This window comes from Janthinobacterium sp. HH102 (assembly GCF_001758625.2).
Lineage (GTDB): Bacteria > Pseudomonadota > Gammaproteobacteria > Burkholderiales > Burkholderiaceae_D > Janthinobacterium.
The window spans coordinates 5,325,508-5,348,573 of sequence record NZ_CP062062.1 but is presented as its reverse complement, the minus strand read 5'-3'; the positions used below and the strand labels follow the sequence as shown (position 1 = coordinate 5,348,573).

Below are 23,066 nucleotides of genomic sequence, written 5' to 3'. Positions count from 1 at the left end.
GGCTCACACTGTAGTGCAAATTAAAATGAAATGCAATCGTTTCATTTCTTGACTTTGGCTTTTCTTTGCCCAATAATGAACCTATATCATTTCATTTCCGGAGCGAGTATGTCCAACCAGCCAGGCCAAGCAGAGCACAAGGTGCTGAGCGCCGTCCCACCCGCGGCCCCTGCCGCACCTTCCACGCCCGCCGCTTCCGCCAGCTCCGCACCACCGAATAACCGTGTGAAAATCATCGCCGGCCTGATCGTCCTCGTGGCGCTGGGCGCCGGCGCGCGCATGTGGTACCGCAGCCACTATTTCGTGGAAACGGAAAACGCCTATGTGGCCGGCCACGTGCATCCCGTCTCGGCGCGCATTTCCGGCGTCGTTACCAAGGTCTTCATCGACGACAATCAAATCGTGAAAGAGGGCGACGTGATCGCCGAACTCGACCCGTTCGACCAGCGCGTGAAAACCGAGCAGATCGCCGCGCAGATCGCCAGCGCCGAGCAGCAAGTGCTGCAAGCGGACGCGCAGATCGCCCAGGTGCAGGCGCAAGCGAGTGCCGCCCAGGCGCAAGTGGCGCAAGCCGATGCGCAATTGCTGCGCGCGAAACAGGATGCGGACCGTTATGGCCAGCTGTACACGAGCCAGATGAAAGCCGTCTCGAAGGCGGAACTCGACGCGGCCAACGCGGCCCGCTCGAGTGCCGTGGCCGACCTGGCCGCCCGCCGCGACAGCGCTTCGGCCGCCAAGTCGCAGATCGGCGCGGCGCAAGCCGCGCGCGACGTGGCCAAGGCACAAGTGGCCGTGCTGCGCGTGCAATTGAAGGACGCGGAACAGCAGCTGCAATACAACCGCATCCTGGCGCCCGTCGCCGGCCGCATCGGCAAGCGCAACGTGGAAACGGGCATGCGCGTGCAGCCTGGCCAGCAGTTGACGGCCATCGTGCAGGACAACGTTTGGGTCACCGCCAACTTCAAGGAAACCCAGCTGGCCGACCTGCACCGCGGCCAGAGCGTGCACGTGACCATCGACGCCATGCCGGGCAAGAAACTGGTGGGCACCGTGGACAGCTTCGCCCCTGCCTCGGGCGCGCAATTCGCCCTGCTGCCGGCCGATAACGCCACCGGCAACTTCACCAAGATCGTCCAGCGCGTACCCGTGAAAATCGTCTTCCAGCCGGAAGACATCAAGGCCATGAATGGCCGCCTGGTGCCGGGCATGTCGGTGATTGCCGAAGTGGAAGTGAACCAGCCTGCGTCGGACAAGGCCGAGGCCCCGCGCCACGCCGCCGCTCCCGCCGCCCAGACCACCGCCCGCTAAGCTTCCATGAGCAGCTCCTCCACCACGCTGGCGAAGCCGCCAGCGTTTCCCGTGATTGACGAGAAAGTTTCCGGGCGCACCTGGCTGGCGGTCGCCGCCGGCATGCTGGGCGCCTTCATGGCGGTGCTCGACATCCAGATCACCAACTCCTCGCTCAAGGATATCCTTGGCTCGCTGTCGGCCACCCAGGAAGAGGGCTCGTGGATTTCCACGGCCTACCTGGTGGCGGAAATTATCGTCATTCCCCTCACCGCGCTGCTGGCGCGCGTGTTCGGACTGCGTACCTACATGATCGGCACCACCGCTTTCTTCCTGCTGTTCTCCACCCTGTGCGGCACGGCCTGGAACCTGGAAAGCATGATCGTCTTCCGCATGCTGCAGGGGTTCACGGGCGGCGCCCTGATACCGATGGCGTTCACCCTGGTGATGCTCAAGCTGCCGCCGTCGAAGCGTGCCGTCGGCATGGCCATCTTCGGCCTGACGGCGACCCTGGCGCCGGCCATGGGCCCGACCCTGGGCGGCTACCTCTCCGAGCTGTATGGCTGGCCCTCGATCTTCTACATCAACTGGGTGCCGGGCGTGCTGCTGATCGCCGGCATGATCTATGGCCTGGACAAGGAGCCGATGAAGCTCGAGATGTTCTGGAAGGCCGACTGGCTGGGCATCTTCTTCATGGCCCTGGGCCTGGGCTGCCTGACGATCTTCCTGGAAGAGGGCAATTCGAAGGACTGGTTCGACTCGGGTTTCATCATCACCTTCGCCGCGCTGGCCCTGACGGGCATCCTGGGCTGGGTCGTCACCAGCGCCACGCGCGCCGAACCGTTCGTCAACCTGGGCCTGTACGGCCAGCGTAACTTTTTGGTCGCCACCGTGCTGTCGGCCGTGACGGGCATGGGCCTGTACGGCTCGGCCTTTTTGCTGCCCTTGTTCCTGGGCCAGATCGCCGGCTATTCGCCGATGCAGATCGGTGAAGTCATCATGTGGGTGGGCTTGCCGCAGCTGTTCATCATGCCGTTTGTGGCCAAACTCTCGTCCGTGGTGGACAACCGCATCCTGTGCTCGTTCGGTCTCTTGCTGTTCGGCGGCTCGTGCATGATGAATGCCTACATGGATGCGTCCACCGGCTACGACCAGCTGCTGTGGTCGCAGGTCGTGCGCGCGCTGGGCCAGCCCTTCGTCATGCTGACCCTGTCGAACTTCGCCATGAAGGGCATCGCGCCGAAGGACATGCCGTCCGCATCGAGCCTGTTCAACATGACGCGCAACCTGGGCGGCTCGATCGGCATCGCCCTGCTGGCCACGGCCCTGAGCACCCGCGAACACTTCCACTCGCAGCGCCTGGGCGAGGCGATCAATGCCTATTCCAGCGCCACGCAGCTGCGCATCGACCAGCTGACGTCCTCGTTCATGGCCAAGGGCTATGACGCCGTCACGGCCGGCAACCAGGCCTTGCAGGCGATCGACGGCATCGTGCGCCGCGAGGCGTATGTGATGGCTTACAACGATGGCTTCTTCCTGATCGGCGCCATCCTGCTGGCCTGCATCGTGCCCCTGTGGCTGGCCGACAAACTCAAAGCTCCCGGTGGCGGTGGCGGCGGTCATTGACCGCGCACAGCGCGCACGTGCAGCACCTCAAGAACAAGAAGGTAATCATCATGCAAACCATCATGCAAACAGTAATGACGAAAATAGCGCTGGCCGCTTCCCTTGCCGTGGCGCTGTCCGCCTGCGGCACCGTGGGCCAGGATTTCACGGCACCGGCGAATGTGGCCGGCGCCGACACCTTCCGCCATGGTGCGGCCGCGGCCGACGCCGCGCAGCTGCCCAAAGAGTGGTGGCGCATCTACGGCGACGCCACCCTGAACCGCCTGGAACAGAGCGCGCTGCAGGACAATCCCAGCGTAAAAGCGGCCGGCGAGCGCCTGCTGCAGGCGCTGGCGCAAAGCGGCACGGCGCGCGCCAACCAGGGCCCGAGCGTGAACGTCAGCACGGGCATCTCGAACTCGCGCACCTCGGCCAATACTTCGCAGGGCCTGGCCCTGGGCAACCGCTCGATCAGCGGCAATAACTTCTCCGTGGGCGGCTCGCTGTCGTATGAAGTCGACTTGCTGGGCCGCGTGAAACGCCTGGTCGAAGCGGCGGACGCGCAGGCGCTGGCGGCGCAGGCGGACCGCGACGGCGTGCTGCTGATGCTGTCGTCGCAAGTGGCCAGCAATTACTGGCAGCTGCGCGGGCTGGACGCGGAAATGGCGATCCTGAATGGCGCCCTGGACACGCGCCGCGAGTCGGCGCAGCTCGTCGAGGCGCGCTTCAATGCAGGGCTGACGAATGAGCTGGACCTGGCGCGCGCGAAAGTCGAACTGTCGAACGCGCAGGCCGACCTGCATGAAGTCAAGCGCCAGCGCAACCAGCTGGAAAACAGCCTGGCCGCCCTGACGGGCAAGCCGCCGTCGGCGCTGCAATTGCCGGTGGCCGCCGAGCCTTCCAGCTTGCCGCTGCCGCCCGCCATCCCTGTCGGCTTGCCCGCCAGCCTGCTGGCGCACCGTCCGGACCTCGTGTCCAGCGTGGCGGGCCTGCGCGCGGCGAACGCGCAAGTGGGCGTGGCAGAAGGCGCGTTTTACCCGTCGCTGCAATTGACGGGCAATTTCGGCTACGCCTCGGAAAAACTGCGCGACCTGGCGCAGGGCGGTTCGCGCCAGTTCAGCTTTGGCCCGCTGGCCCTGTCCCTGCCGATCTTCGACGGCGGCCGCAACCAGGCCAATCTGGACCTGTCCAAGGCGCGCTATGCGGAAGCCGTGGCGAACCACGAAACGAAGCTGCTGACGGCCTTGCGCGAAGTGGAAGACGCGCTGTCCGACGTGGAGCAGCGACAGTTGCAGGGCGATGCCCAGGCCCTGTCGCAGGCAGCGGCGGCGCGCGCCTACCTGGTGGCGCGCACGCGCTACGAGCGCGGCATCTCGACCTACCTGGACGTCACCGATGCCCAGCGCAGTTCGCTGGCGGCGGACCGTGCCGCCGCGCAGATCAAGACCCAGCGCCTGCTGGCGACGGTCGCCGTTGCCCGTTCGCTGGGTGCCGGCTGGCAGCCGGACGGCGAGCTGGCCAAGCTGGCCTCGGCGCCCGCCGCAAAGGCCAACTAAGTACGACGGTTACGTGAGCGTGGCCGGTGGCGGTGTCGCCGCCGGCCCGTAGCGTTCCAGCAGAAAATCGATGAAGGTCGTCAGCTTCGGCGTGGGCTGGCGGTCGCGCGCATACACGAGGTGCATGGGGCGGGGCGCCGGCACGTAGCCGGCCAGCAGCGGCACCAGCCTGCCGGCGGTGATATCGCCGACCATCAGGATCTCCGCCTGCATGACGATGCCGAAGCCGTGCAGGGCTGCCACGCGCAGCGCCTGACCATTGTTCGAGCGGAAGCGGCTTTCGCGCACGGGGCTGCCATCATCGTCGCCGCTCCTGGCCAGGCGCCAGCGCACGTGGCGCGTCCACTGCATGAAGTCCAGGCATTCGTGGCGTGCCAGGTCGGCCGGCGTGCGCGGCGTGCCGTGTCTGGCCAGGTAGGCGGGCGCGGCGCAGATCACCATCGCATACGGCCGCAGCACGCGCGCCACCATGGCGGAATCTTCCAGCTTGCCGATGCGGATGGCCGCATCGAACCCTTCTTCCACTAGGTCCACCATCCTGTCGTTCAGGTTCAGTTCCAGGCTCACTTCCGGATACGCATCGAGGTAGTCGGCCATCAGCGGCGCGATGCACTCGCTGCCGAAGGACACGGGCGCCGTGATCTTCAGCTTGCCGCGCGGCGCCGCGCGCATGGCTTCCGCACCCCGTTCGGCCGCATGGATGCTGGCCAGGATCTGACGGCACTGTTCCGCATACTGCTGGCCGATTTCCGTCAGGCTTTGCCGCCGCGTGGTGCGCGCCAGCAGCCGCGCGCCCAGCCGCTCTTCCAGGTATTTGATGTGCTTGCCCACCATCACGGGCGAAATCTGGAACGCCTCGGCGGCGGCCGTGAAACTGCCTGCATCGACGACGGTGACAAAAATCTCCATGCTGCGCAATTTATCCATGGCTTCCCGATTGCAAACTATAGATTAGTAATCTTGTAAATTCTAGCGTATTTATTCCTTTTTGTAAGCGGCGCATACTGGCTCCATCGTTCAACCCACACAAGGAAGCAGCATGAAAATCGTCATCATCGGCGCCAGCGGCACCATCGGCACGGCCGTCGCCGCCCAACTGGCGCAACGCCATGAAATCATCGAAGTGGGCAGCCGCAGCGGCACGCACCAGGCCGACATGGGCGACATCGCGCAAGTGCGCGCCTTGTTCAAGCGCATCGGCAAGGTCGATGCCGTTGTCGTGACGGCCGGCAAGCTGCATTTCGGCCCGCTGAGCGAATTTACTCCTGAGCAATTCCGCCTGGGCCTGGACAGCAAGCTGATGGGTCAGGTCAATGTGGCGCTGGTGGCGCAGGAATACCTGAACGACGGCGGCTCGATTACCTTGACCAGCGGCATCGTGGCCGAGCAGCCGATCCGCTTCGGCACGGCCGCCAGCATGACCAACGCGGCCGTGGAAGGTTTTGTCAGGGGCGCCGCCATCGAGTTGCAGCGCGGCGTGCGCATCAATGTCGTCAGCCCGACGGTGCTGGCCGAATCGCTGGAGTCGTACGGCCCCTTCTTCTACGGCTTCGAGCCGGCCGCCGCCAGCCGCGTGGCGCTCGCCTACAGCCGCAGCGTGGAAGGGGCGCAGACGGGGCAGGTGTACAAGGTCTGGTAAGCCAGCGCTGCAGGCGGGGGCATTGGTGGATTACAATTTGCCTCACTTGGGGTCAGACCCGCCGGGTCTGACCCCAGAATTTAACCGAGGCCCCATGAAAAAACTCCTGATTCCCCTGCTGATGGCTGCCGCCGTCGGCAGCGCCTGCGCCGCAACGCCAGCCACCCCGGCCACCCCGGCCACCGCGCAACAACTGACGGCCATGAGCGCCCGTTACGCCCCCGTCGCGCTGACGGCCGACGTCACCCACCTGTCCGCGGGCGACCGCCAGGCCATCGCCAAACTGGTCGAGGCGGCCAAGCTGGTCGACGTGCTGCAGCTGCGCCAGCGCTGGTCCGGCAATGAAGCGCTGTGGGCGGCCCTGAAGAAGGACAAGTCGGCCCTGGGTCAGGCCCGCCTGAATTATTTCTGGATCAACAAGGGGCCATGGTCGGTGCTCGACGCGCACGCCTCGTTCATGCCGGCCAGCTATGCGGGCATCGCCATTCCCGCGCACAAGCCGGAAGCGGGCAACTTCTATCCGCAGGGCGCCACCAAGGCCAGCCTGGAAACGTGGATGAATGGCTTGTCGCCAGAGGACAAGCAGCAGGCGCAATGGTTCTTCACGACGATTCGCGCGGGCAAGGATGGCAAATACCAGACCGTCAAGTATTCGGACGAATACAAGGTGGAGCTGAAACAGCTGGCCAAATTGCTCGATGAAGCGGCGGCCGCCACGGACAATGCATCGCTGAAGAAATTCCTCACCCTGCGCGCCAAGGCTTTCCTCGACAACGACTATCTGCCGTCCGACTTCGCCTGGATGGACCTCGATTCGCCCGTCGACATCACCATCGGCCCGTATGAAACGTATAACGATGAACTGTTCGGCTACAAGGCCGCGTTCGAAGCCTACGTGAACATCCGCGACCAGGCCGAGACGCAAAAGCTCAATTTCTTCGCCAAGCACATGCAGGAGCTGGAAGACAACCTGCCGCTCGACGCCCAGTACCGCAACCCGAAAGTGGGCGCGCTGGCGCCGATGGTGGTGGTCAACCAGGTGTACGGTGCCGGCGACGGCAACATGGCCGTGCAGACGGCCGCCTACAACTTGCCCAATGACGAGCGCATCATCAGCGCGCGCGGCTCCAAGCGCGTGATGCTGAAGAACGTGCAGGAAGCCAAGTTCAAGGCTACCCTGACGCCGATCTCGAAACTGGTGCTCACGCCGGAAGCGCAGCAGGACGTCGATTTCAATTCCTTCTTCACGCACATCCTCGCGCATGAAATCATGCACGGCCTGGGCCCGCACGCCACCGTGGTTGACGGCAAGCCGTCGACGCCGCGCCAGGACTTGAAGGAAGCGTATTCCACCATCGAGGAAGCCAAGGCCGATATCACGGGCCTGTTCGCGCTGCGCTACATGATGGACAAGGGCCAGCTCAACGACACCTTGGGCCAGGGCGAGGCGGCCGAACGCAAGCTGTACAACACCTTCCTCGCCTCCGGTTTCCGCACGCTGCATTTCGGCCTGACGGATTCGCATGCGCGCGGCATGGCCATCCAGATGAATTACATCCTCGACAAGGGCGGTTTTGTCTCGCTGGGCGACGGCAAATTCGGCGTCGATTTTGCGAAGATCAAGCAGGCCGTGATCGACCTGGACCGTGAATTTCTGACCATCGAGGCGACGGGCGACTATGCGCGCGCGCAAGCGATGATGACGAAATACGTGGTCATCCGCCCTGAAGTGCAGGTGGCGCTCGACAAGATGAAGGCCGTGCCCAACGATATCCGCCCGGAATTCGTCACGGCCCGCGCGCTGGATAAGGCGGCGAAGAAATAAGCTGACCTTGATTATTATCAGTCTGAAAAGCCGGTGCCTTGCGCACCGGTTTTTTTTCGTCTTTATTTGCGAAAAGTTGCCAGTTTTTCCTTGTGGAAATACATCCACCGCTTACTCTGCAGTGGTAAATCCTCCTTTCTTCCCGCCTATTTCATGCTGAATCCGCTATTGCTGATGAGCTTGCTCATCGCTTTCTCTCCTTTGCCTGCCGTGGCTGCCGCCCAGCTGACCGATTTGGAAACGCGCTGGCTGCAGGCGGGCCAGCCCGTCATCGCGTTTGCGCGTGCGCAAGGTTTGCCCATCGATATCATCGTGCAGCCGCAGGATGCGCCCGGCGCCGTGCCGCTGGCGCTGGGCTACGAAGGGGGGCGCTGCAAGCTGGTGCTGTCCTTGCGCGGCAATGCGCAGGCGGACAGTGTCTTGCAGGGCGTGCCGCCCGCGCGCCAGGGCCTGATGATGGAAGCGATGACGGCGCATGAGATCGGCCATTGCCGGCGCTATGCGCAGGGCGACTGGCATGCCTTGCCGCGCGGCTTTGTCGAGCCGCGCAGCAGGCAGCGCGGCAAGTTGGCTGCGCTGGCGCAGGAGCTGAGCGAGACGCGCCGCGAAGAGGGGTATGCGGACCTGGTGGCCCTGGCCTGGATGCATGGACGCCACCCCGGCCAGTATCAGGATGTGCTGGCCTGGATGCGCGGCGTGCGCGCGGCAGGCGAGGCTGCGGGCGGCGGTGTAGGCAGTTCCCACGCCACGCAGGCATGGCTGGCGCTGGCCGATGGCGCAGGCGCATTTGATGGGGCCGTTTCACCATTTGAACAGGCGCAAGTATTGTGGCGGATGGGTTTGAGCGGCGACAAATAAACGCTGATTTTTAAGCGAATGGACTGTCAGCGTGTGCTGTCGCACGGAGCTTTGCGCGCGGCAGGGGTCTAATCTGGGCATCAACTAACCAGAGAGGAACCATCATGAACAAAATGATCGCACTCATGCTGGCCGCCAGTGCCAGCGCCCTGCTTGCCGCCGCGCCCGCGTATGCGCAGGATGCCTCGTACAAGAGTTTGACGGACAAGGCGTCAAGTGAGTACAAGCAGGCCAAGGCCGCCTGCGACAGCCACAGCGGCAACGCGAAAAAAGTCTGCGTGGAAGAAGCCAAGGTGGCGCGCGCCAAGGCCGAATCGGATGCCGTGGCCCAATACCGCAACACGCCGCGCGAGCTGACCAAGGCCCGCAAGGATGTCGCCAATGCCGAGTATGACCTGGCCAAGGCCAAGTGCGGCGACCGCACGGGCGCCGATAAAACCACATGCATGAACGATGCCAAGGCGGCGAAAACGGCCGCTTTGGCCGACGCCAATACGGGCGCCAAGGCCGGCACCAACGTGGCGCAGAATCCGCCCGCCACGACGAAGGAAAATTGCGACGCCATGGATGCGACGGCCAAGGCCGCCTGCGTGACGCGCAATGCGGCCGGCAGCACCAAGACGGCCGTGGCCGACTCCGTCATCACCACCAAGATCAAGGCTGACCTCGTCAAGGACAATGACTTGAAGGCGCTCGACGTGCACGTGGAAACGGTGAATGGCGTCGTCATGCTCAGCGGCTTCGTGCCTTCCCAGGCGCAAGTGAAAAAAGCCGCCGACCTGGCCCGCAGCGTGGAAGGCGTGACGGATGTGAAGAATGGCTTGAAGGTCAAGTAAGCCACATTCTGCGCAGCGTTAAAGCCAGGACTGGAGCGGCACGCGGCAGTGCCGCTCCAGTTTTTTGATTGTATAAATTACGATCATAATATAACATGAGAAAAATCCCGCCGGCTGGTAGTGACCGGCATCCATTTTTTCTCATGAGGACAGCATGCTTTCTCTTCCCTTTTCGCAATGGCTGGAGCGGCGCGGCATCCATTTCGCCTGGGTCATCGTCGCCATCACCTTCCTCACGGCCCTGACATCGTCTGCCGCGCTGGGCTTGCCGGGCGCGCTGATGCAGCCGCTGAGCCGCGAGTTCGGCTGGGATGCCGAGCAGATTTCCTCGGCCCTGGCCGTGCGCTTCGTGCTGTTTGGCTTGATGGGGCCGTTTGCCGCCATCCTGATGGAGCGCTTCGGCTTGCGCAATGTCATCTGCGTGGCGCTGGGGCTGATCGCTTGCGGCATGGTGCTGGCCACGCGCATGACGCAGTTCTGGCAGCTGGTGGCCCTGTGGGGCATCCTGCTGGGGCTGGGTTCGGGCATGACGGCGCTGGTCTTGAGCGCCGTGGTGGCGAACCGCTGGTTCGAGACGCACCGGGGCCTGGTGGTGGGCGTGCTGACGGCCAGCTCGGCCACGGGCCAGCTGCTGTTCCTGCCCGTGGGTGCCTGGCTGATCGAGCATTTCGGCTGGCGCACGGCCGTCATGCCCGTGTTTGCCAGCTGCGCCATCGTTGCCGTGCTGGCCTTCCTGTGCATGCGCAACCGGCCGCAGGACGTGGCCTTGCGCCCGTATGGCGCCGACCCGGCCACGCCCCTGATGGCGGCGCCGGCGGCCGCCATGACGTTCGCCACGCCTTTTTTGATACTGCGCAGCGTGGCTTCCAATCGTACCTTCTGGATATTGTTTGGCACCTTCTTCATCTGCGGCCTCAGCACCAACGGCCTGATCCAGACGCACTTCATTTCCCTGTGCGGCGACTCGGGCCTGTCCGCCGTGCCGGCCGCCTCCGTGCTGGCCATGATGGGCGCCTTCGATCTGTTCGGCACAATCTTGTCCGGCTGGCTGTCGGACCGCTATGACAACCGCAAATTGCTGTTCTGGTACTACGGCTTGCGGGGCTTGTCGCTGTTCTGGCTGCCGTATTCGGAATTCACCCTGTACGGCCTGTCCCTGTTTGCCATGTTTTACGGCCTGGACTGGATCGCCACTGTGCCGCCGACCGTGAAACTGGTGGGCGCCACGTTTGGCCGGGAGCGGGCGGGCATGGTGTTCGGCTGGATCTTCGCGGGCCACCAGCTGGGCGCCGCCGTGGCCGCGTATGGCGCGGGCCGCATCCGCACCCTGATGCTGACCTACAATCCGGCCCTGTTCGCGGCCGGCGCCGCCTGCCTGCTGGCCGCGCTGCTGGTGCTGGCGATCCAGCGGCAGAAGGCGGCCGTGGCCGCCGTCCAGCCCGCATGAAAAAAGCCAGGCCCGCATGTGCGGAGCCTGGCTTTTCATTTCAAGAACGTTTCAGGATTTACTTGAGGTATTTGGCGAGCCAGCCCTCGACTTCGCTGTAGAAGAAACGGCTGTTCTCGCCCTTCAAAATCCAGTGGTTTTCGTCCGGGAACACCAGCAATTTCGCCGGCACGTTCAGGCGCTGTTGCACGGCAAAGTTCATCAGGGCATTGTTGGCCGGCACGCGGTAGTCGAGCTCGCCCACGGTGATCAGGATGGGGGTGGTAAAGCCTGTGCCTTTTTCGTGGTTGCCCGCTTGCATGACCGGGCTTTGGTCGCGCCACACGGGCAGGTTCGACCAGACGGGGCCGCCTGCATTCGTTTCACGGCCGAAACCGCCATCGCTGGTGCCCCACTGCATGATCAAATCCATTTCGCCCGCGTGCGAGACGATGGCCTTGTAGCGCGTGGTGGTTGCCTGCAGCCAGTTGGCCAGGTGGCCGCCATAGCTGGCGCCGCCGGCGGCCAGTTTCGTGCTGTCGATGAACGGGTATTTCTTGATGGCTTCATCGACGCCCTGGTTGACTTCATCGCCCGGACCTTTCAATGGGTCGAACTGGATCGAGCGCGAGAATTCCTCGCCATAGCCGGTGGAACCCTTGTAGTCGGTCAGCAGCACGACATAACCTGGCTTGGCCAGCAAGTGATAGTTCCAGCGCAGCACGAACTGGTCGCGCCACATGCTGGCCGCGCCGCCGTGGATGACGGTAAACAGCGGATATTTCTTGTTCGGGTCGAAATTCGCGGGCTTGACGAGCATATTGTGGATACGGCGGCCGTCGGCCGTGGTGAACCAGAAGTGCTCGGGCGCCTGCCAGTCGATCTTGTCTGCCTTGTCCGTATTGAAAGCCGTCAGCCGTTTCGGCTGCTTGTCGTTGAAGGCATAGATTTCCGGCGGATTGATCGACGACTCCCACACGCCGACGAGGGCCTTGCCGCCGCTGCTCAGCGAGTTGATGGTGCCCGTCGGCAAGGATGGCTCTTCGCGCACCTCGCCGCCTTTGGCATCGATCGAGTACAGCTTTTCCAGGCCCGCATGTTCATAGCTGAAAATGACGCGCTTGCCGCCTTCGGGCAGCACGTAGCGCGAAATCGACCGGTCCAGCTTGGCTGTCAGGATGGTCGGCGCAGGGTTGCTCATCGGCCAGGCGAAGCTGGCCAGGCGTTTCACGTCATACACTTTACCGGGCGTTTGCGCGTCGCTCAAGGCGAACAGGGTCTTGCCGTCGGCCGCGAATTTCAGGGAACCGTAGCTGTGCTTGTCCTGCGTCAAGCGCTGCGCTTCGCCGCCGGCCACGGGCAGCAGATACAGTTGCGAAACCACGGCTTCGCGCTGCGCCGCATCGTGGTTGGTGGCCGCGTTGAAGACGACGGCCTTGCCGTCCGGCGTCCAGATGGCATCCAAGGATTGCCCCTCGTCGCCCTGGCCGCCGCCAAAGCCGGGCAGCGCCACCAGTTGCGTGCCCGACAGGATGTCGCGCGGCGTGTTTTCACCTTTCGTCTCAGGCTGCGCATCGACGATGAACAGGCGCACATGCTTGTCCGTCAGCCATTTGTCGAAATAGCGCGGCGCCGTCGTTTCATACGAACGGGCACTGACTTTGCGGTCCTTGCGCTCTTTCGCGCTTTGCTTGACGTCGGCCTCAGTCTTGTTGCCTGGATAGATGTCGCTGATGAACAGCAATTGCTTGCCGTCCGGGCTCCATTTCGGCATGCGCGCGCCCAGGGTGAGCGAGGTCAGGCGCTGTGCTTCGCCGCCGGCGGCCACGTCGAGGCGGTAGATCTGTCCCGCTTCATCGCCGTCGCGCTTGGCGACGAAGACCAGCTGGCGGCTGTCCGGCGACCAGGCCACGGCGCTTTCGCCGCCCTTGGAATACGTCAGGCGACGCGCGGGGCTGTCATCAAGCAGGGACTTGATCCACAGGTCCGACCATTGCTCCTTGCTATCGTATGCACTGTCGACCACGGAAAACACGGCCCAGCGCCCGTCCGGGCTGGCGACGGGCGCGCCCACCCGTTTCATCAGCCACACGTCTTCATGCGTGATGGCGTGTCTGGCTTGCGTTTGCGTGGCGGCAACTGGGGTCGTGGCCTTGGTATCGGCGGCGTGAGCCAGCGAGGCGCAGGCTGCTGCGATCAGCAGAGAGCCGAGGGAACGGCGAAGACGGGGTGAGGTCATGGGCGTGGTCCGGGTAGTGAAAAAAGTACAGCGGGCAACATTATTGCCCATCGATTCGGCCGCTGCCAAGGCCATGAACCGTTACTTACCAGGCGGAAGCGGCGCGTATCGGGCGGGCAGCGCGTATCCGATCAGTTAAACTTGCCGCTTTATTCACGCTGGCGCTGATAGAACATGAAAATTTGTCTACCCTTATTGAAAACGGCCTTGCTGGGCGTGAGCTGCCTGCTGGCGGCCCCGGTTTTTGCCGCCGCCGCAGCACCGTACCCGAACACCAGCGCCATGGGCGTGGGTCATGCGGAAAGCACGGCCTGGTATGCGGGCTGCCTGAAGGTCAAGGATGCGGCGCCGCCGCCGGCCGACCTGCCGGCGCCGTCCGCCGTGGCGTCCTTGCAGCAATGCCAGGCGACGGACCTGTATTACGATACCAAGAGTATGTCCTCGCCCAAGCCGGCCGACTGGCGTCCCGTGCGTCATTGCGCGATGGCAACGCAGAACAGCGCCGTGCTGATGATGCTGTACCAGAATGGGCAAGGCGTGCAGAAAGACCCGCTGCTGGCCCTCAAGTATGCGTGCAGCATCGATGCGGCGCCGGCCGAGATGCAGGGCCGCATCGAACACTTGCAGAAGATCAATGCCAGCGGACGCGGCATGATCGACTTGTGCGATGACATTACCAGCGGCTACATGATGGGCGTGTGCAGCGCCATCGATGCGCGGCAAAAGCAGCGCGTGCGCGCACAGGCGACAGGCAAGGTCAGCGCAAGCATGCCTGCCGTGGCGCAAGCGTCGCTGCAAAAGCTGCAGGCGGCCGCAAGCAAGTTTGCCGACGCGCGCGCGGCCAATGAAACGGACTTGAGCGGCACGGCGCGCGCCGCCCAGAGCATCGCGGCCCGCACGGCCGAGCTCGACTTGCTGGCGCAGGACTTGCGTGAGTACGAAGGGGGCAAGTTGCCGGCCAGCATGACGAAGGAGCAGGCGGCGGCACTCGACAAGGAGCTCAACGCCATCTACGGCAAGCTGATGAAAAAGCCCGCGTCCACCTATGCGGGCGCCGTGGACAAGGAGGGCATCCGCGCCACCCAGCGCCTGTGGCTGGCGTACCGCGATGCCTGGATGAATTTTGGCGCCGTGCGCTATCCATCCGTCACCAGCGAGACCTGGGCCGGCCTGCTGACGGCGCGGCGCAATGCGCAACTACAAGATTTGCTGGGGAATTGAGGCATGCGCGAAGCGTATTATCACGAAGATGACTATTGCATGATCGAACTGCTGCCGCTGGATAATTTGCAGCACTGCTTGACGCAGATGGGCGAGCAGCAGGCGTTCGCCGATGCGCACCGCAGCGGCGCCGGCTGGACGGACATGTACGTGATCAAGGCGCCACCGTCGCCACTGCGCGCGCTGGGCCTGACGGCCGAGCAGCTGCGCCTGGCGCTGGACCATGCCATGCCGCCGTATGACGCCGTCTACACGGGCTACAGCAGTTACCGCGTGGAATGCAAGAACGTGCTGGCCTTTGGCGGCGACAAGACGGAAACCCTGTTTGCGGGCCTGGACGAGCAAGGTATCGTGTGCGACCTGTGGTGCAGCGATGGCATGCCGCAACTGTTGCTGCTGCCCTTGAAGGAGCAGTTGCTGCTGGCCGATTGGGGCGCGGGGTTTGCGTGTCCGCTGGCCGATGGGGAACTGTTCGCCCGCTATCTGCAGGAGTATGAACTGGACTGATCGAACTGAACTGATTACTCGCAGGCGATGGCGTTCGGCTGCGCCACTTTGACTACGGACGCCAGGCGCGCCATGTCGTTGCCGTCGCCTTGCTCGACGTACGGTTGATAGGTATCGATGACGATGCGCGCACGCGCTTGCCAGCCGCAATTGTCGGCCTGGCGCGCGGGCACGCGCAGTAGCCGGCGCGCCTCGGCGTCGTTGCTGAAACAAAACCACGCATCGTGCGTGGCGGCAGGGCGGGGCAAGCGGCCCCTTTGCGCCTTGTCGGGCGCGAAGCAGACGCGGTTGCCGATGATTTCCAGGCTCATCTCGTCCGTACGCGCGCTGTACTGGCCGTCGAGCACGATGGGCGTTTGCGCCTGGGCTGGCAGCAACAAAGAGCACAGCAGGGGGGATAGCAGGGTGGCAAGTTTCACAGTGCGTCTTTCCGTATCGTCAGCAGATGCACCAGTATATCGGCACTGGCGGCGCACGATTGCATTGCTCGCGGGGAGATTCTTTCCGCATCCGTCACGCACTGCTTTCGCTCAGCTTGTCTCTGGTCGAATTTACGCAAAAAAGGGTTGGAAAATGCTAGTTTGCCAACCCTGTGCGTACTGCTGTCTTCGTGGCAGGAGGGGATTAATGGTTCCCGTTGCCATGGACAAGGAATACTATATTCAAAAGAACCTCAACCAGCCGAGGCAGGGAGTATTTCCGCCGCCACTCCCCTTATGGGCCTACTGGTACAAATACCAGCAGGGGGTCGTCTGTCTGGCCCACCATCATGAGTCCATCAGCGGAAATACCCAGGGTGCGGGTCATCAGGCTCCTCGCGTACCCGGCAAACTTGAAACTCTTGAGCAGCATGCCGTTTGCGTCGTGCACCCATACGTCGGCGCTCGAATACCAGCCTGAGATGCCGCAGTAAACGCGATCATCGCTGCCCACCTCGACGTTGTTGGGGTAGGCATCTCCGCCGCTGAGGCTGCCGATGAAGCTCAGGTCCGACGGTTTTACGCTGCTGCAGCGGTAAGGTGCAGCCGACGCGACATACAGGCGCATGCCGTCAGCGCTGACCGCGATGTCTTGTCCATTCGATGCGCCGTTGATGAAGCCGGCGGAGCCCGCCGAAGCGCTGAACAGGGCACCGCCACCAATATCGGCGTAGTCAACTACAATTGCGCTTACCGATGCCGGGCTATAGCCTGAATCTTGCAAGTAGAGGCGGCTTCCGTCGCTCGATGCTGCCATGCTGTCGGCGTTGCCGATCATGCCCGCCACGGCACCTGTGCTGGCCAGGTATGCCTTGCCGTCGGCTGCTGCCACAATCTCTACGCCATTTGGCCGCAGGGCCAGCAAGGCCGACGATTGCTGGACTGCTGCTGCCATTGGCCAACTGGTTTTTTTCGTCAGCGTAGCCAGGTCCACGACGATGATATTCCGATTGGCGGTATCGTAGGTGTAAAGATGCCGGCCATTCGGGCTGATGGTCATGTCTCCCATCGCGCCACCGAGGTTGCTGATGGTGCCGACTTGGGTGGCGGAATAGATGTTATACACATCGATATCGCCTGTGCCGTTGTTTGCATACAGCAAAGGTCGGATCGGATCGGTCTTGAGGTGGCTGTAGGTCTTCGTCAATTTCGTCGTGACGGCCGGCGTGACGCTTCCTTTCCAGATCGCAACATGCAGCTGCTCTGAAGTCTGAATACCATTCTCGCTGGCCAGGCTGACGGTGGCATAGCTGATGGCGTCGACCGGTAAAGTGGATGGATCGGCCGTCAGTGTCAGCGCATTTCCGCTGCGTTGCACGGACAGCCATGCCTTGTCGGAACTGGCAGTCCATGCAGGGGTTAGCCCGAAGTTGTCGCGCACGGTGACCTTGCGCGACAGGCGTGACCAGCCTGGGGTGGAAGACAGCCCGACGCCGACTTCCGAGAACAGCAGTTTGCGCGTATCGCGCTGGGCGGTGATGGTGACTGGTACCGAGATGGTATCGCCATTGACTTGCGTGCTCGCGGTCAAGGTCGTGGCACTGGTTCCGATGGGCTGGTTGGCGCCGATTTGCGAAAGCATAATGCTGCTGCCAGCCTGATTCACCGTACCGCTGGTAGCGCTCGCGCCCAGCCATGCAGGCAGTGCCGAGAACGACCAGAGATAAGCGTTCGCCATGGTGTTGAGATTCAGCGTCAGGCTTGCTGTCGACGCAGGCGAGCGGCCATAAGGTCCTCCCAGCGTGATGCTGTCAATCGAGGACGTTAAGGTGGCTTTCGTCAAGTTCAGCGTGACAGGAACTTTGCTGTCGCTGACGTTCGGTGCGGTAATCGTTAACATTGCATCGTGTCGGCCGCTGGCAAGCTTGCCGTTCGCCGGGTCGACATATACCGATGCAATGGCAGGTGTGGTGCCGCTCGTCGGGGTCACTCCTAGCCATGCCGCGCTGGCGGTGGCTTTCCAGTTCGCCGCTAGGTTAGGTGCCGTAAATTTAACGGGCGCTGCCGCAATGGGAGCGCCGTTGATGCCATTGAAGGTAATCTGGCCGTGATCAATGGAAAAAGCGGCAGGCAGCAATTCGGCACTGACAGGCAGCGAGGCGATTTGCCCGTCGCTGCTTGTGACTACGATAGTGCCTGTCTGGACGCCAAATGTCAGCGCGGAAACATCATAGCCGACAGTAAACGAGCTGACGCCGTTACCTGCTGCCGTCGAGAGCTTGATCCATGCCGCGTTCGTGTTCACAGTCCATGTGCGACTTTTCGCGCTGACGTTGACAGTGACGGGCGCTGGCGCCGGATTTCCCTCAGAAATGGTCGCGTTGAGAAGGCCAAGTGGCGCCACTGTCATTGGTGACAAGGGTATCGGCACGACAGTGATCGCATATGGCAACTGCATCGGCGAACCGGGGAAGTGTTGCGTACAAGCGGCATCCTTGCAAACTTTGACTGAAAAAGTGCCTGTATGTTTTCCGATGGGCAGCGTCGGCGCAGTCTGGAGCAGAATGCTGTAACTGCCTGGGCTTAGCTGGGAAAATTGTACCTCCGGCAGTATCACGCCTGTCGTATCGATGACGTAGGCGAACACACTGTTTACATTTTGAAATTCCGATGGCGTGTTCACAGTCGCTAGCAATGACAATGCCTTCGTGCTCCCCTCATCGGCGGTAGCGGCGGCCGTCGGCACGCTGAATGTCAATGTTGGCGTGGGCGTCGGGGTAACTGGCACCGGAGGGGCAACGCCGCTGCTTCCGTCGCCTCCACCGCTTGGGCTACCACCGCCGCCACAGCCAGCAATTAATGTGGTTGCGAGCAAGTATGCCAGTGCGCGCGAAATGCTGTACCTGAAAAGAACGGACGCCATTTTTGTCGGAGGTAATCATTAAGAGAGAGGCATTATTGCTTATTTTAAATTGTTTGAATAGCATTTAGTTGCCAATAATTAATTTCCTTTATTTATTTTCTTTTTTACAAGTAATGGCATTCTCGACGCATTGCCTGTATGGCATCGTTGAAGCTGGCGAGCTGGATATGCTGGAGGGGAGGAAGCGCGTGCTGTATTTGCAACGAGCACGTTGGCATCGCGGTGGCGCGCCATTGCCATGGGCATGCGTCTTATTTCCTCACGGGTTTGGGAGTGTTGCGCAAGGCGCGGCTCAATGCTTGCTTGTCCGTCCTTTAGAAACATGGGTTAAGGCAGTGCCGGGAGAGTTTCTGCACTTGGCGGTGACCGGGGCACATTTCCCCCATGTGGGCAATATCACGGATAAAGACGCAAAAAAGGGTTAGCAAACGATAGTTTGCTAACCCTGATCTGTACTGCTGTATTCGTGGTAGGCCGTGCGGGATTCGAACCTGCGACCAACGGATTAAAAGTCCGCTGCTCTACCAGCTGAGCTAACGACCCGAAAGAGGCCGCATTATATATCAGTTGAAAAAGAATGCAAAGCATTCCTGCACGAAAATGAAGATGGCTCAATGCAGGGCGGCCGTGAGCTTCAACACTTCGTCGATGCTGGTCGTGCCATCGATGATCTTGCGCGCGCCGGCGAGGCGCAGCGGCGTCATGCCGTCGAGGATGCTTTGGCGGCGCAAGGCGTGCAGGTCGGCGCCCGCCTTGATGAGCTGGCCGAACGTTTCCGTCACGCTCAGCAGTTCATAAATGCCGGCCCGCCCCAGGTAGCCGCTGTGGCGGCACAGGGGGCAGCCGGCGGGGCGGTACATGGCGCGGGGGCGTTCCAGCTGGCCGCCCGTCAGGCGCTGCCATGACGCGTCGTCCGGGGCGCCGCCCGGCTGTTTGCAGGCCGGACACAGGCAGCGCAGCAGGCGCTGCGCCAGCACGCCGATCAGGCACGCTTCCAGCAGATAGGCGGGCAAACCCAGTTCCAGCAGGCGCATGACGGCCGAGGGGGCGTCGTTGGTATGCAGGGTCGACAGCACCAGGTGGCCCGTCAGCGCCGCCTGGATGGCCATCTCGGCCGTGGCCAGGTCGCGGATCTCTCCCACCATGATGATGTCGGGATCTTGCCGCATCAGCGCCCGCACGCCATCGGCAAACGACAGTTCGATGCCGGCCTGGGTTTGCACCTGCATCTGGTTGAAGGCCGGCTCGACCATTTCGATGGGGTCTTCCACCGTGCACACATTGACTTCGCTGCCGGCCAGCGCCTTCAAAGTGCTGTACAGGGTGCTGGTCTTGCCCGAGCCCGTGGGGCCCGTCACCAGCACGATGCCGTGCGTGCGCGTCGTCAGCTGGCGCCAGCGTTCGGCATCGGCGGGCGGAAAGCCCAGTTCGGCCAGACTCTTGACGGCCACTTCCGGATCGAAGATGCGCATGACGAGCTTTTCGCCGAAGGCCGTGGGCAAGGTCGACAGGCGCAGCTCGATTTCCTGCCCTTGCGCATTGCGCGTTTTGATGCGGCCATCCTGGGGGCGGCGCTTTTCCACCACATCCATGCGCCCGAGCAACTTGATGCGCGCCGTCATGGCCAGCATGACGACGGGCGGCAATTGATAGGCCTGGTGCAGGCGGCCGTCGATGCGCAGGCGCACGAGGCCCGCGTCGCGCTTCGGTTCCAGGTGGATGTCGGACGCGCGCTGGGCAAACGCGTATTGCCACAGCCAGTCGACGATGCGCACCACGTGCTGGTCGTTGGCGTCGAGGCTGGTCTTGTTGCGCCCCAGTTCCACCAGCTGCTCGAAATTGTGGCGCAGCGCCAGGTCTTGCGTGGATGCTTGCCGGGCCACCTTGACGGAGGTGGCCAGGCTGAAAAATTGCGCGATGGCGTCGGCGATGTGCAGCGGGTTGGCGATGACCAGGCTCAGCTTGCGCGGCGCCAGGTTGCCCAGCTGCGCCTGCCAGGCGAGCGCGTAGGGCTGGGCCGTGGCGATGACGATGCGGTCAAGCGTGCTTTCCACTGGCAGGATGTTGAAGCGGGCCGCATAGCCGGCCGTCATGACGTCGGCCACCTGGCTGAAATCGATGTGCAGGGGATCGATGCGCAGATACGGCAAGCTCGCGCGTTGCGCCAGCCAGGCGCACAGGGTATCGAGCGTCAGTGCGCCGTGGGCGATGCTGCACAGCGGATGCAAGGCGGGCGCCGGCAGCAGGGCGGTCTGGGTGGCGATGGCGGCCGCTTGCACCGCGTCGAGCAAGCCGTCTTCCTGCAGCCAGGCCAGCAGTTGCGGCAGTTCCAGTGGCGTGTCGGGCGAGATGGGAGAGGAAGGCGGGGAGGCGGGCATGGCCGGCGTCTTTCAGGACTGCCGGCCTTGTCTGGGAATGCCGGCGCTTACAGGGTGCTGACGATGCCCTTGACCCAGGTCTTGGCGGGCAGCTTGGTCTCGGCGACGATCTGCTTGGCGCGTTCGAGCAAGGCGGCTTGCGCGTCGGCATCGAGTGCCACTTTCGTCTTGAACGCGATCGCCACCACGTTCCCATCATGGACTTCCGGCAGGCAGATCACCTGTGCAAACGCAAACTTCATCGCCTTGATGTTCTTTGCGTAGCTGGGATGGTCGCCAAACAGGTTGACCGTCATGATGCCGTGCGGCGCCAGGCAAGCGCAGCAGGCGGCATAGAAATCGGCGCTGTCGAGCACGGGACCGCGCGCCGTGGCGTCGTACAGGTCCACCTGCAAGGCGTCCAGGGTGCCGTGGTTGGCTTCATCGTTGACGTAGTCGAGCGCATCCATCTCGCGCACGTGCAGACGCTCGTCGTTGGGCGGCAGTTTGAACATCGAGGCGCAGATGGCGATGACGGAAGGATTGAGTTCGATGGCTTCGACCTGCGCCTGCGGGAACTGGCGGTAGCAGAACTTGGTCAGCGCGGCCGTGCCCAGGCCCAGCTGGGCGATGCGCTGCGGCTGCTCGATCCACAGCATCCACGCCATCATCTGCTGCGCATATTCGAGTTCCGGCCAGTCCGGCTTGCGGATGCGCATGGCGCCCTGCACCCATTCCGTGCCGAAATGCAGATAGCGCACGCCATCCATTTCCGACAGGGTAACAGGGGCGTAGCGGGGCTTGCGCGCAGGGCGCGAGGATTCGACTTGTTCGATGGATTTTCGTTTGATAAGCATAAGGCGGCCTGAAAGTGTGCCGCATTATAGCCCGTGCCGGAGCGCCATAAAAAATGCCAGCCGCTGGGGCTGGCATGGTAGGGGCCGGTTGTTACGCTTACTGCTGAGCTGGCTCGATCGAGACGCGCAGACGGATGCGCTCGCCCGGATCGTAGGACATGATGCTCGTGTAGTTGCGGCCGCGGTAGTCGTAGGTGACCTGGTAGCCATTGTTGCGCGATTCCCAGTGGTCGACCTGACGGCATTGCTTGACGGCTTGTTCCTGCATGCCGCCCTGGTAATTGTTCTGGTTGTCGACACGGTCGCCTACGACGGCGCCGGCGATCGCGCCCGCCGCTGCTGCTGCCGTGCGGCCATTGCCGCCACCGACCTGGCTGCCGAGCAGGGCGCCGGCGATACCGCCGACGATGGAGCCGCCAGCGCTGCGCTGTTGCGGCGGCGCCTGCACTTGCACGTATTCCGTACGGCATTCCTGGCGTGGACGATTGATCTGTTCCACTTGCGGCACGACGCGTACGACCTTGCCGAAATCTTCAAAGTCGGCGGCCTGGGCGAGTGGCAATGTGCCGAGACAAACGGCTGACAACATCAATTTGGCTTGCAAGTTCATTTGTAACCTCGTTATCTAGAGAATCTTTCAGGGTATTTTTTACAACTTGGGACTATAGTAATCCCGCCAGACCGGGGCAAGTGTTTCGCATGGCAACAAAATGTAACAGCCCAAGCCCCTTGCCCCACAGTCTGTAACATGCACTTTCAATCGATACAAGATGTTGAAGTGACTTGAAACCAGCGGTTTGTAACAAATCTTGCGTTTGACATCATATTCGGGTTGATTCATGCAGGACAACACGTTACCCTAATACGCGTATGGCTTATATAAAATCGCACTGAATCGCATAAAAGTTGATACAGATCGAATCACCGCGTGCGCATTGACCCGCGTGCGGGGATGCAATAAGACGAGCAGCTAGAAAAAATCCATACATAACAGGTCGATTTGAGGGAAAAATGAGTTTGTTACTAACCGTGCCGCCCAACCTTGTCCAGTCCATCCGTGCCTTTCGCGTGACCGAATTACAAGACGAGGCGATCCGTCTCGGGCAGCACTTTTTATATGCGCATTGCAACGCTGGACAGACCAAACAACAAGTCATCGGCATTATTGCGGAAGCCTTCCTGTTTCCGAAAAACCTGGCGAAGAATTTCGATGCCCTGCGCCTGTGCCTGACGGACACCATGTTCAAGGCGGGCACGCAGACGGGCTTCCTGGTGGTGCTTGAGCAATTGCCAAATACGCAAAAATTCGACAAGGAAGCGCGCGAGATCCTGCTCGACGTATTCCGCGACGCGGCCGACTACTGGGCCGAGAAGAAAGTCCCGTTCCGCGTCTTCTATTCGTTCGAGTAAGCACCTACTCACGCCGCGGCGGCCTCAAACCAGCCTTTCATGCCCTGATCGGGCAGCGTAATCGGGCAGCGGCGGGGGGCCGGTCGCTATGTTGCGCCGCA

The 23,066-nt window shown here is 62.4% G+C and carries 18 protein-coding genes and 1 tRNA gene; 11 read left to right on the top strand and 8 right to left on the bottom strand.

Annotated features, from left to right (window positions below; translation table 11 throughout):
- The first annotated feature begins 108 nt into the window (after window positions 1-108).
- The 3 genes from JAB4_RS24325 to JAB4_RS24315 all read left to right on the top strand — a co-directional run bounded on the left by JAB4_RS24325 (window position 109) and on the right by JAB4_RS24315 (window position 4,448).
- The gene (locus tag JAB4_RS24325) at window positions 109-1,308 is read left to right on the top strand and encodes an HlyD family secretion protein (RefSeq protein ID WP_070223739.1); all 1,200 of its coding nucleotides are present in this window, start codon (window positions 109-111) and stop codon (window positions 1,306-1,308) included.
- 6 nt (window positions 1,309-1,314) lie between these two features.
- Window positions 1,315-2,913, top strand: a complete 1,599-nt coding sequence (locus JAB4_RS24320) for a DHA2 family efflux MFS transporter permease subunit (RefSeq protein ID WP_070223738.1) — start codon at window positions 1,315-1,317, stop codon at window positions 2,911-2,913.
- Between the two features lie 74 nt (window positions 2,914-2,987).
- A complete protein-coding gene (locus JAB4_RS24315) occupies window positions 2,988-4,448 on the top strand; it encodes an efflux transporter outer membrane subunit (RefSeq protein ID WP_070223744.1) in 1,461 nt (486 codons plus the stop codon).
- A 9-nt stretch (window positions 4,449-4,457) separates the two neighbouring features.
- Here the strand turns inward: JAB4_RS24315 and JAB4_RS24310 are convergent, their stop codons facing one another.
- Window positions 4,458-5,375, bottom strand: a complete 918-nt coding sequence (locus tag JAB4_RS24310) for a LysR family transcriptional regulator (RefSeq protein ID WP_070223737.1) — start codon at window positions 5,373-5,375, stop codon at window positions 4,458-4,460.
- 112 nt (window positions 5,376-5,487) lie between these two features.
- Between JAB4_RS24310 and JAB4_RS24305 the strand changes: the two genes are divergently transcribed.
- The 5 genes from JAB4_RS24305 to JAB4_RS24285 all read left to right on the top strand — a co-directional run bounded on the left by JAB4_RS24305 (window position 5,488) and on the right by JAB4_RS24285 (window position 11,053).
- Window positions 5,488-6,087, top strand: coding sequence for a short chain dehydrogenase (locus tag JAB4_RS24305; protein WP_070223736.1), 600 nt, complete (start codon window positions 5,488-5,490; stop codon window positions 6,085-6,087).
- A 94-nt stretch (window positions 6,088-6,181) separates the two neighbouring features.
- Window positions 6,182-7,912 (top strand): hypothetical protein, encoded by a 1,731-nt coding sequence (locus JAB4_RS24300; protein ID WP_070223735.1) that lies wholly within the window; start codon window positions 6,182-6,184, stop codon window positions 7,910-7,912.
- 153 nt (window positions 7,913-8,065) lie between these two features.
- Window positions 8,066-8,770 carry a hypothetical protein gene (locus JAB4_RS24295; RefSeq protein ID WP_070223734.1) on the top strand — a complete coding sequence of 235 codons (705 nt, stop codon included), beginning with the start codon at window positions 8,066-8,068 and terminating at the stop codon, window positions 8,768-8,770.
- Between the two features lie 104 nt (window positions 8,771-8,874).
- Entirely contained in the window at window positions 8,875-9,606 is a 732-nt protein-coding gene (locus tag JAB4_RS24290) for a BON domain-containing protein (RefSeq protein WP_070223733.1), read from the top strand.
- Window positions 9,607-9,760: 154 nt separating this feature from the next.
- A complete protein-coding gene (locus JAB4_RS24285) occupies window positions 9,761-11,053 on the top strand; it encodes an MFS transporter (RefSeq protein ID WP_070223732.1) in 1,293 nt (430 codons plus the stop codon).
- Between the two features lie 58 nt (window positions 11,054-11,111).
- Here JAB4_RS24285 and JAB4_RS24280 read toward each other — a convergent pair whose 3' ends face one another.
- Window positions 11,112-13,271 (bottom strand): S9 family peptidase, encoded by a 2,160-nt coding sequence (locus tag JAB4_RS24280; RefSeq protein WP_070223731.1) that lies wholly within the window; start codon window positions 13,269-13,271, stop codon window positions 11,112-11,114.
- Between the two features lie 174 nt (window positions 13,272-13,445).
- Between JAB4_RS24280 and JAB4_RS30800 the strand changes: the two genes are divergently transcribed.
- On the top strand, window positions 13,446-14,492 hold the full coding sequence (locus tag JAB4_RS30800; RefSeq protein ID WP_083287049.1) for a lysozyme inhibitor LprI family protein: 1,047 nt from the start codon (window positions 13,446-13,448) through the stop codon (window positions 14,490-14,492).
- A gap of 3 nt (window positions 14,493-14,495) precedes the next feature.
- The gene (locus JAB4_RS24270) at window positions 14,496-14,999 is read left to right on the top strand and encodes a hypothetical protein (protein ID WP_070223729.1); all 504 of its coding nucleotides are present in this window, start codon (window positions 14,496-14,498) and stop codon (window positions 14,997-14,999) included.
- Between the two features lie 14 nt (window positions 15,000-15,013).
- Here the strand turns inward: JAB4_RS24270 and JAB4_RS24265 are convergent, their stop codons facing one another.
- The 6 genes from JAB4_RS24265 to JAB4_RS24240 all read right to left on the bottom strand — a co-directional run bounded on the left by JAB4_RS24265 (window position 15,014) and on the right by JAB4_RS24240 (window position 22,165).
- On the bottom strand, window positions 15,014-15,418 hold the full coding sequence (locus tag JAB4_RS24265) for a hypothetical protein (protein WP_139143597.1): 405 nt from the start codon (window positions 15,416-15,418) through the stop codon (window positions 15,014-15,016).
- Between the two features lie 295 nt (window positions 15,419-15,713).
- The gene (locus JAB4_RS24260; RefSeq protein ID WP_139143598.1) at window positions 15,714-18,101 is read right to left on the bottom strand and encodes a BACON domain-containing protein; all 2,388 of its coding nucleotides are present in this window, start codon (window positions 18,099-18,101) and stop codon (window positions 15,714-15,716) included.
- A 707-nt stretch (window positions 18,102-18,808) separates the two neighbouring features.
- Window positions 18,809-18,884, bottom strand: a tRNA-Lys gene (locus JAB4_RS24255).
- A gap of 68 nt (window positions 18,885-18,952) precedes the next feature.
- Entirely contained in the window at window positions 18,953-20,719 is a 1,767-nt protein-coding gene (locus JAB4_RS24250; RefSeq protein WP_070300276.1) for a GspE/PulE family protein, read from the bottom strand.
- 47 nt (window positions 20,720-20,766) lie between these two features.
- Window positions 20,767-21,555 carry a spermidine synthase gene (locus JAB4_RS24245; RefSeq protein WP_070224494.1) on the bottom strand — a complete coding sequence of 263 codons (789 nt, stop codon included), beginning with the start codon at window positions 21,553-21,555 and terminating at the stop codon, window positions 20,767-20,769.
- A 97-nt stretch (window positions 21,556-21,652) separates the two neighbouring features.
- Complete coding sequence (locus tag JAB4_RS24240) at window positions 21,653-22,165, bottom strand: glycine zipper 2TM domain-containing protein (RefSeq protein WP_070224495.1); 513 nt, start codon at window positions 22,163-22,165, stop codon at window positions 21,653-21,655.
- 401 nt (window positions 22,166-22,566) lie between these two features.
- Here JAB4_RS24240 and JAB4_RS24235 point away from each other — a divergent pair, with 401 nt between their 5' ends.
- Complete coding sequence (locus tag JAB4_RS24235) at window positions 22,567-22,965, top strand: barstar family protein (RefSeq protein WP_034747450.1); 399 nt, start codon at window positions 22,567-22,569, stop codon at window positions 22,963-22,965.
- Window positions 22,966-23,066 lie beyond the last annotated feature (101 nt).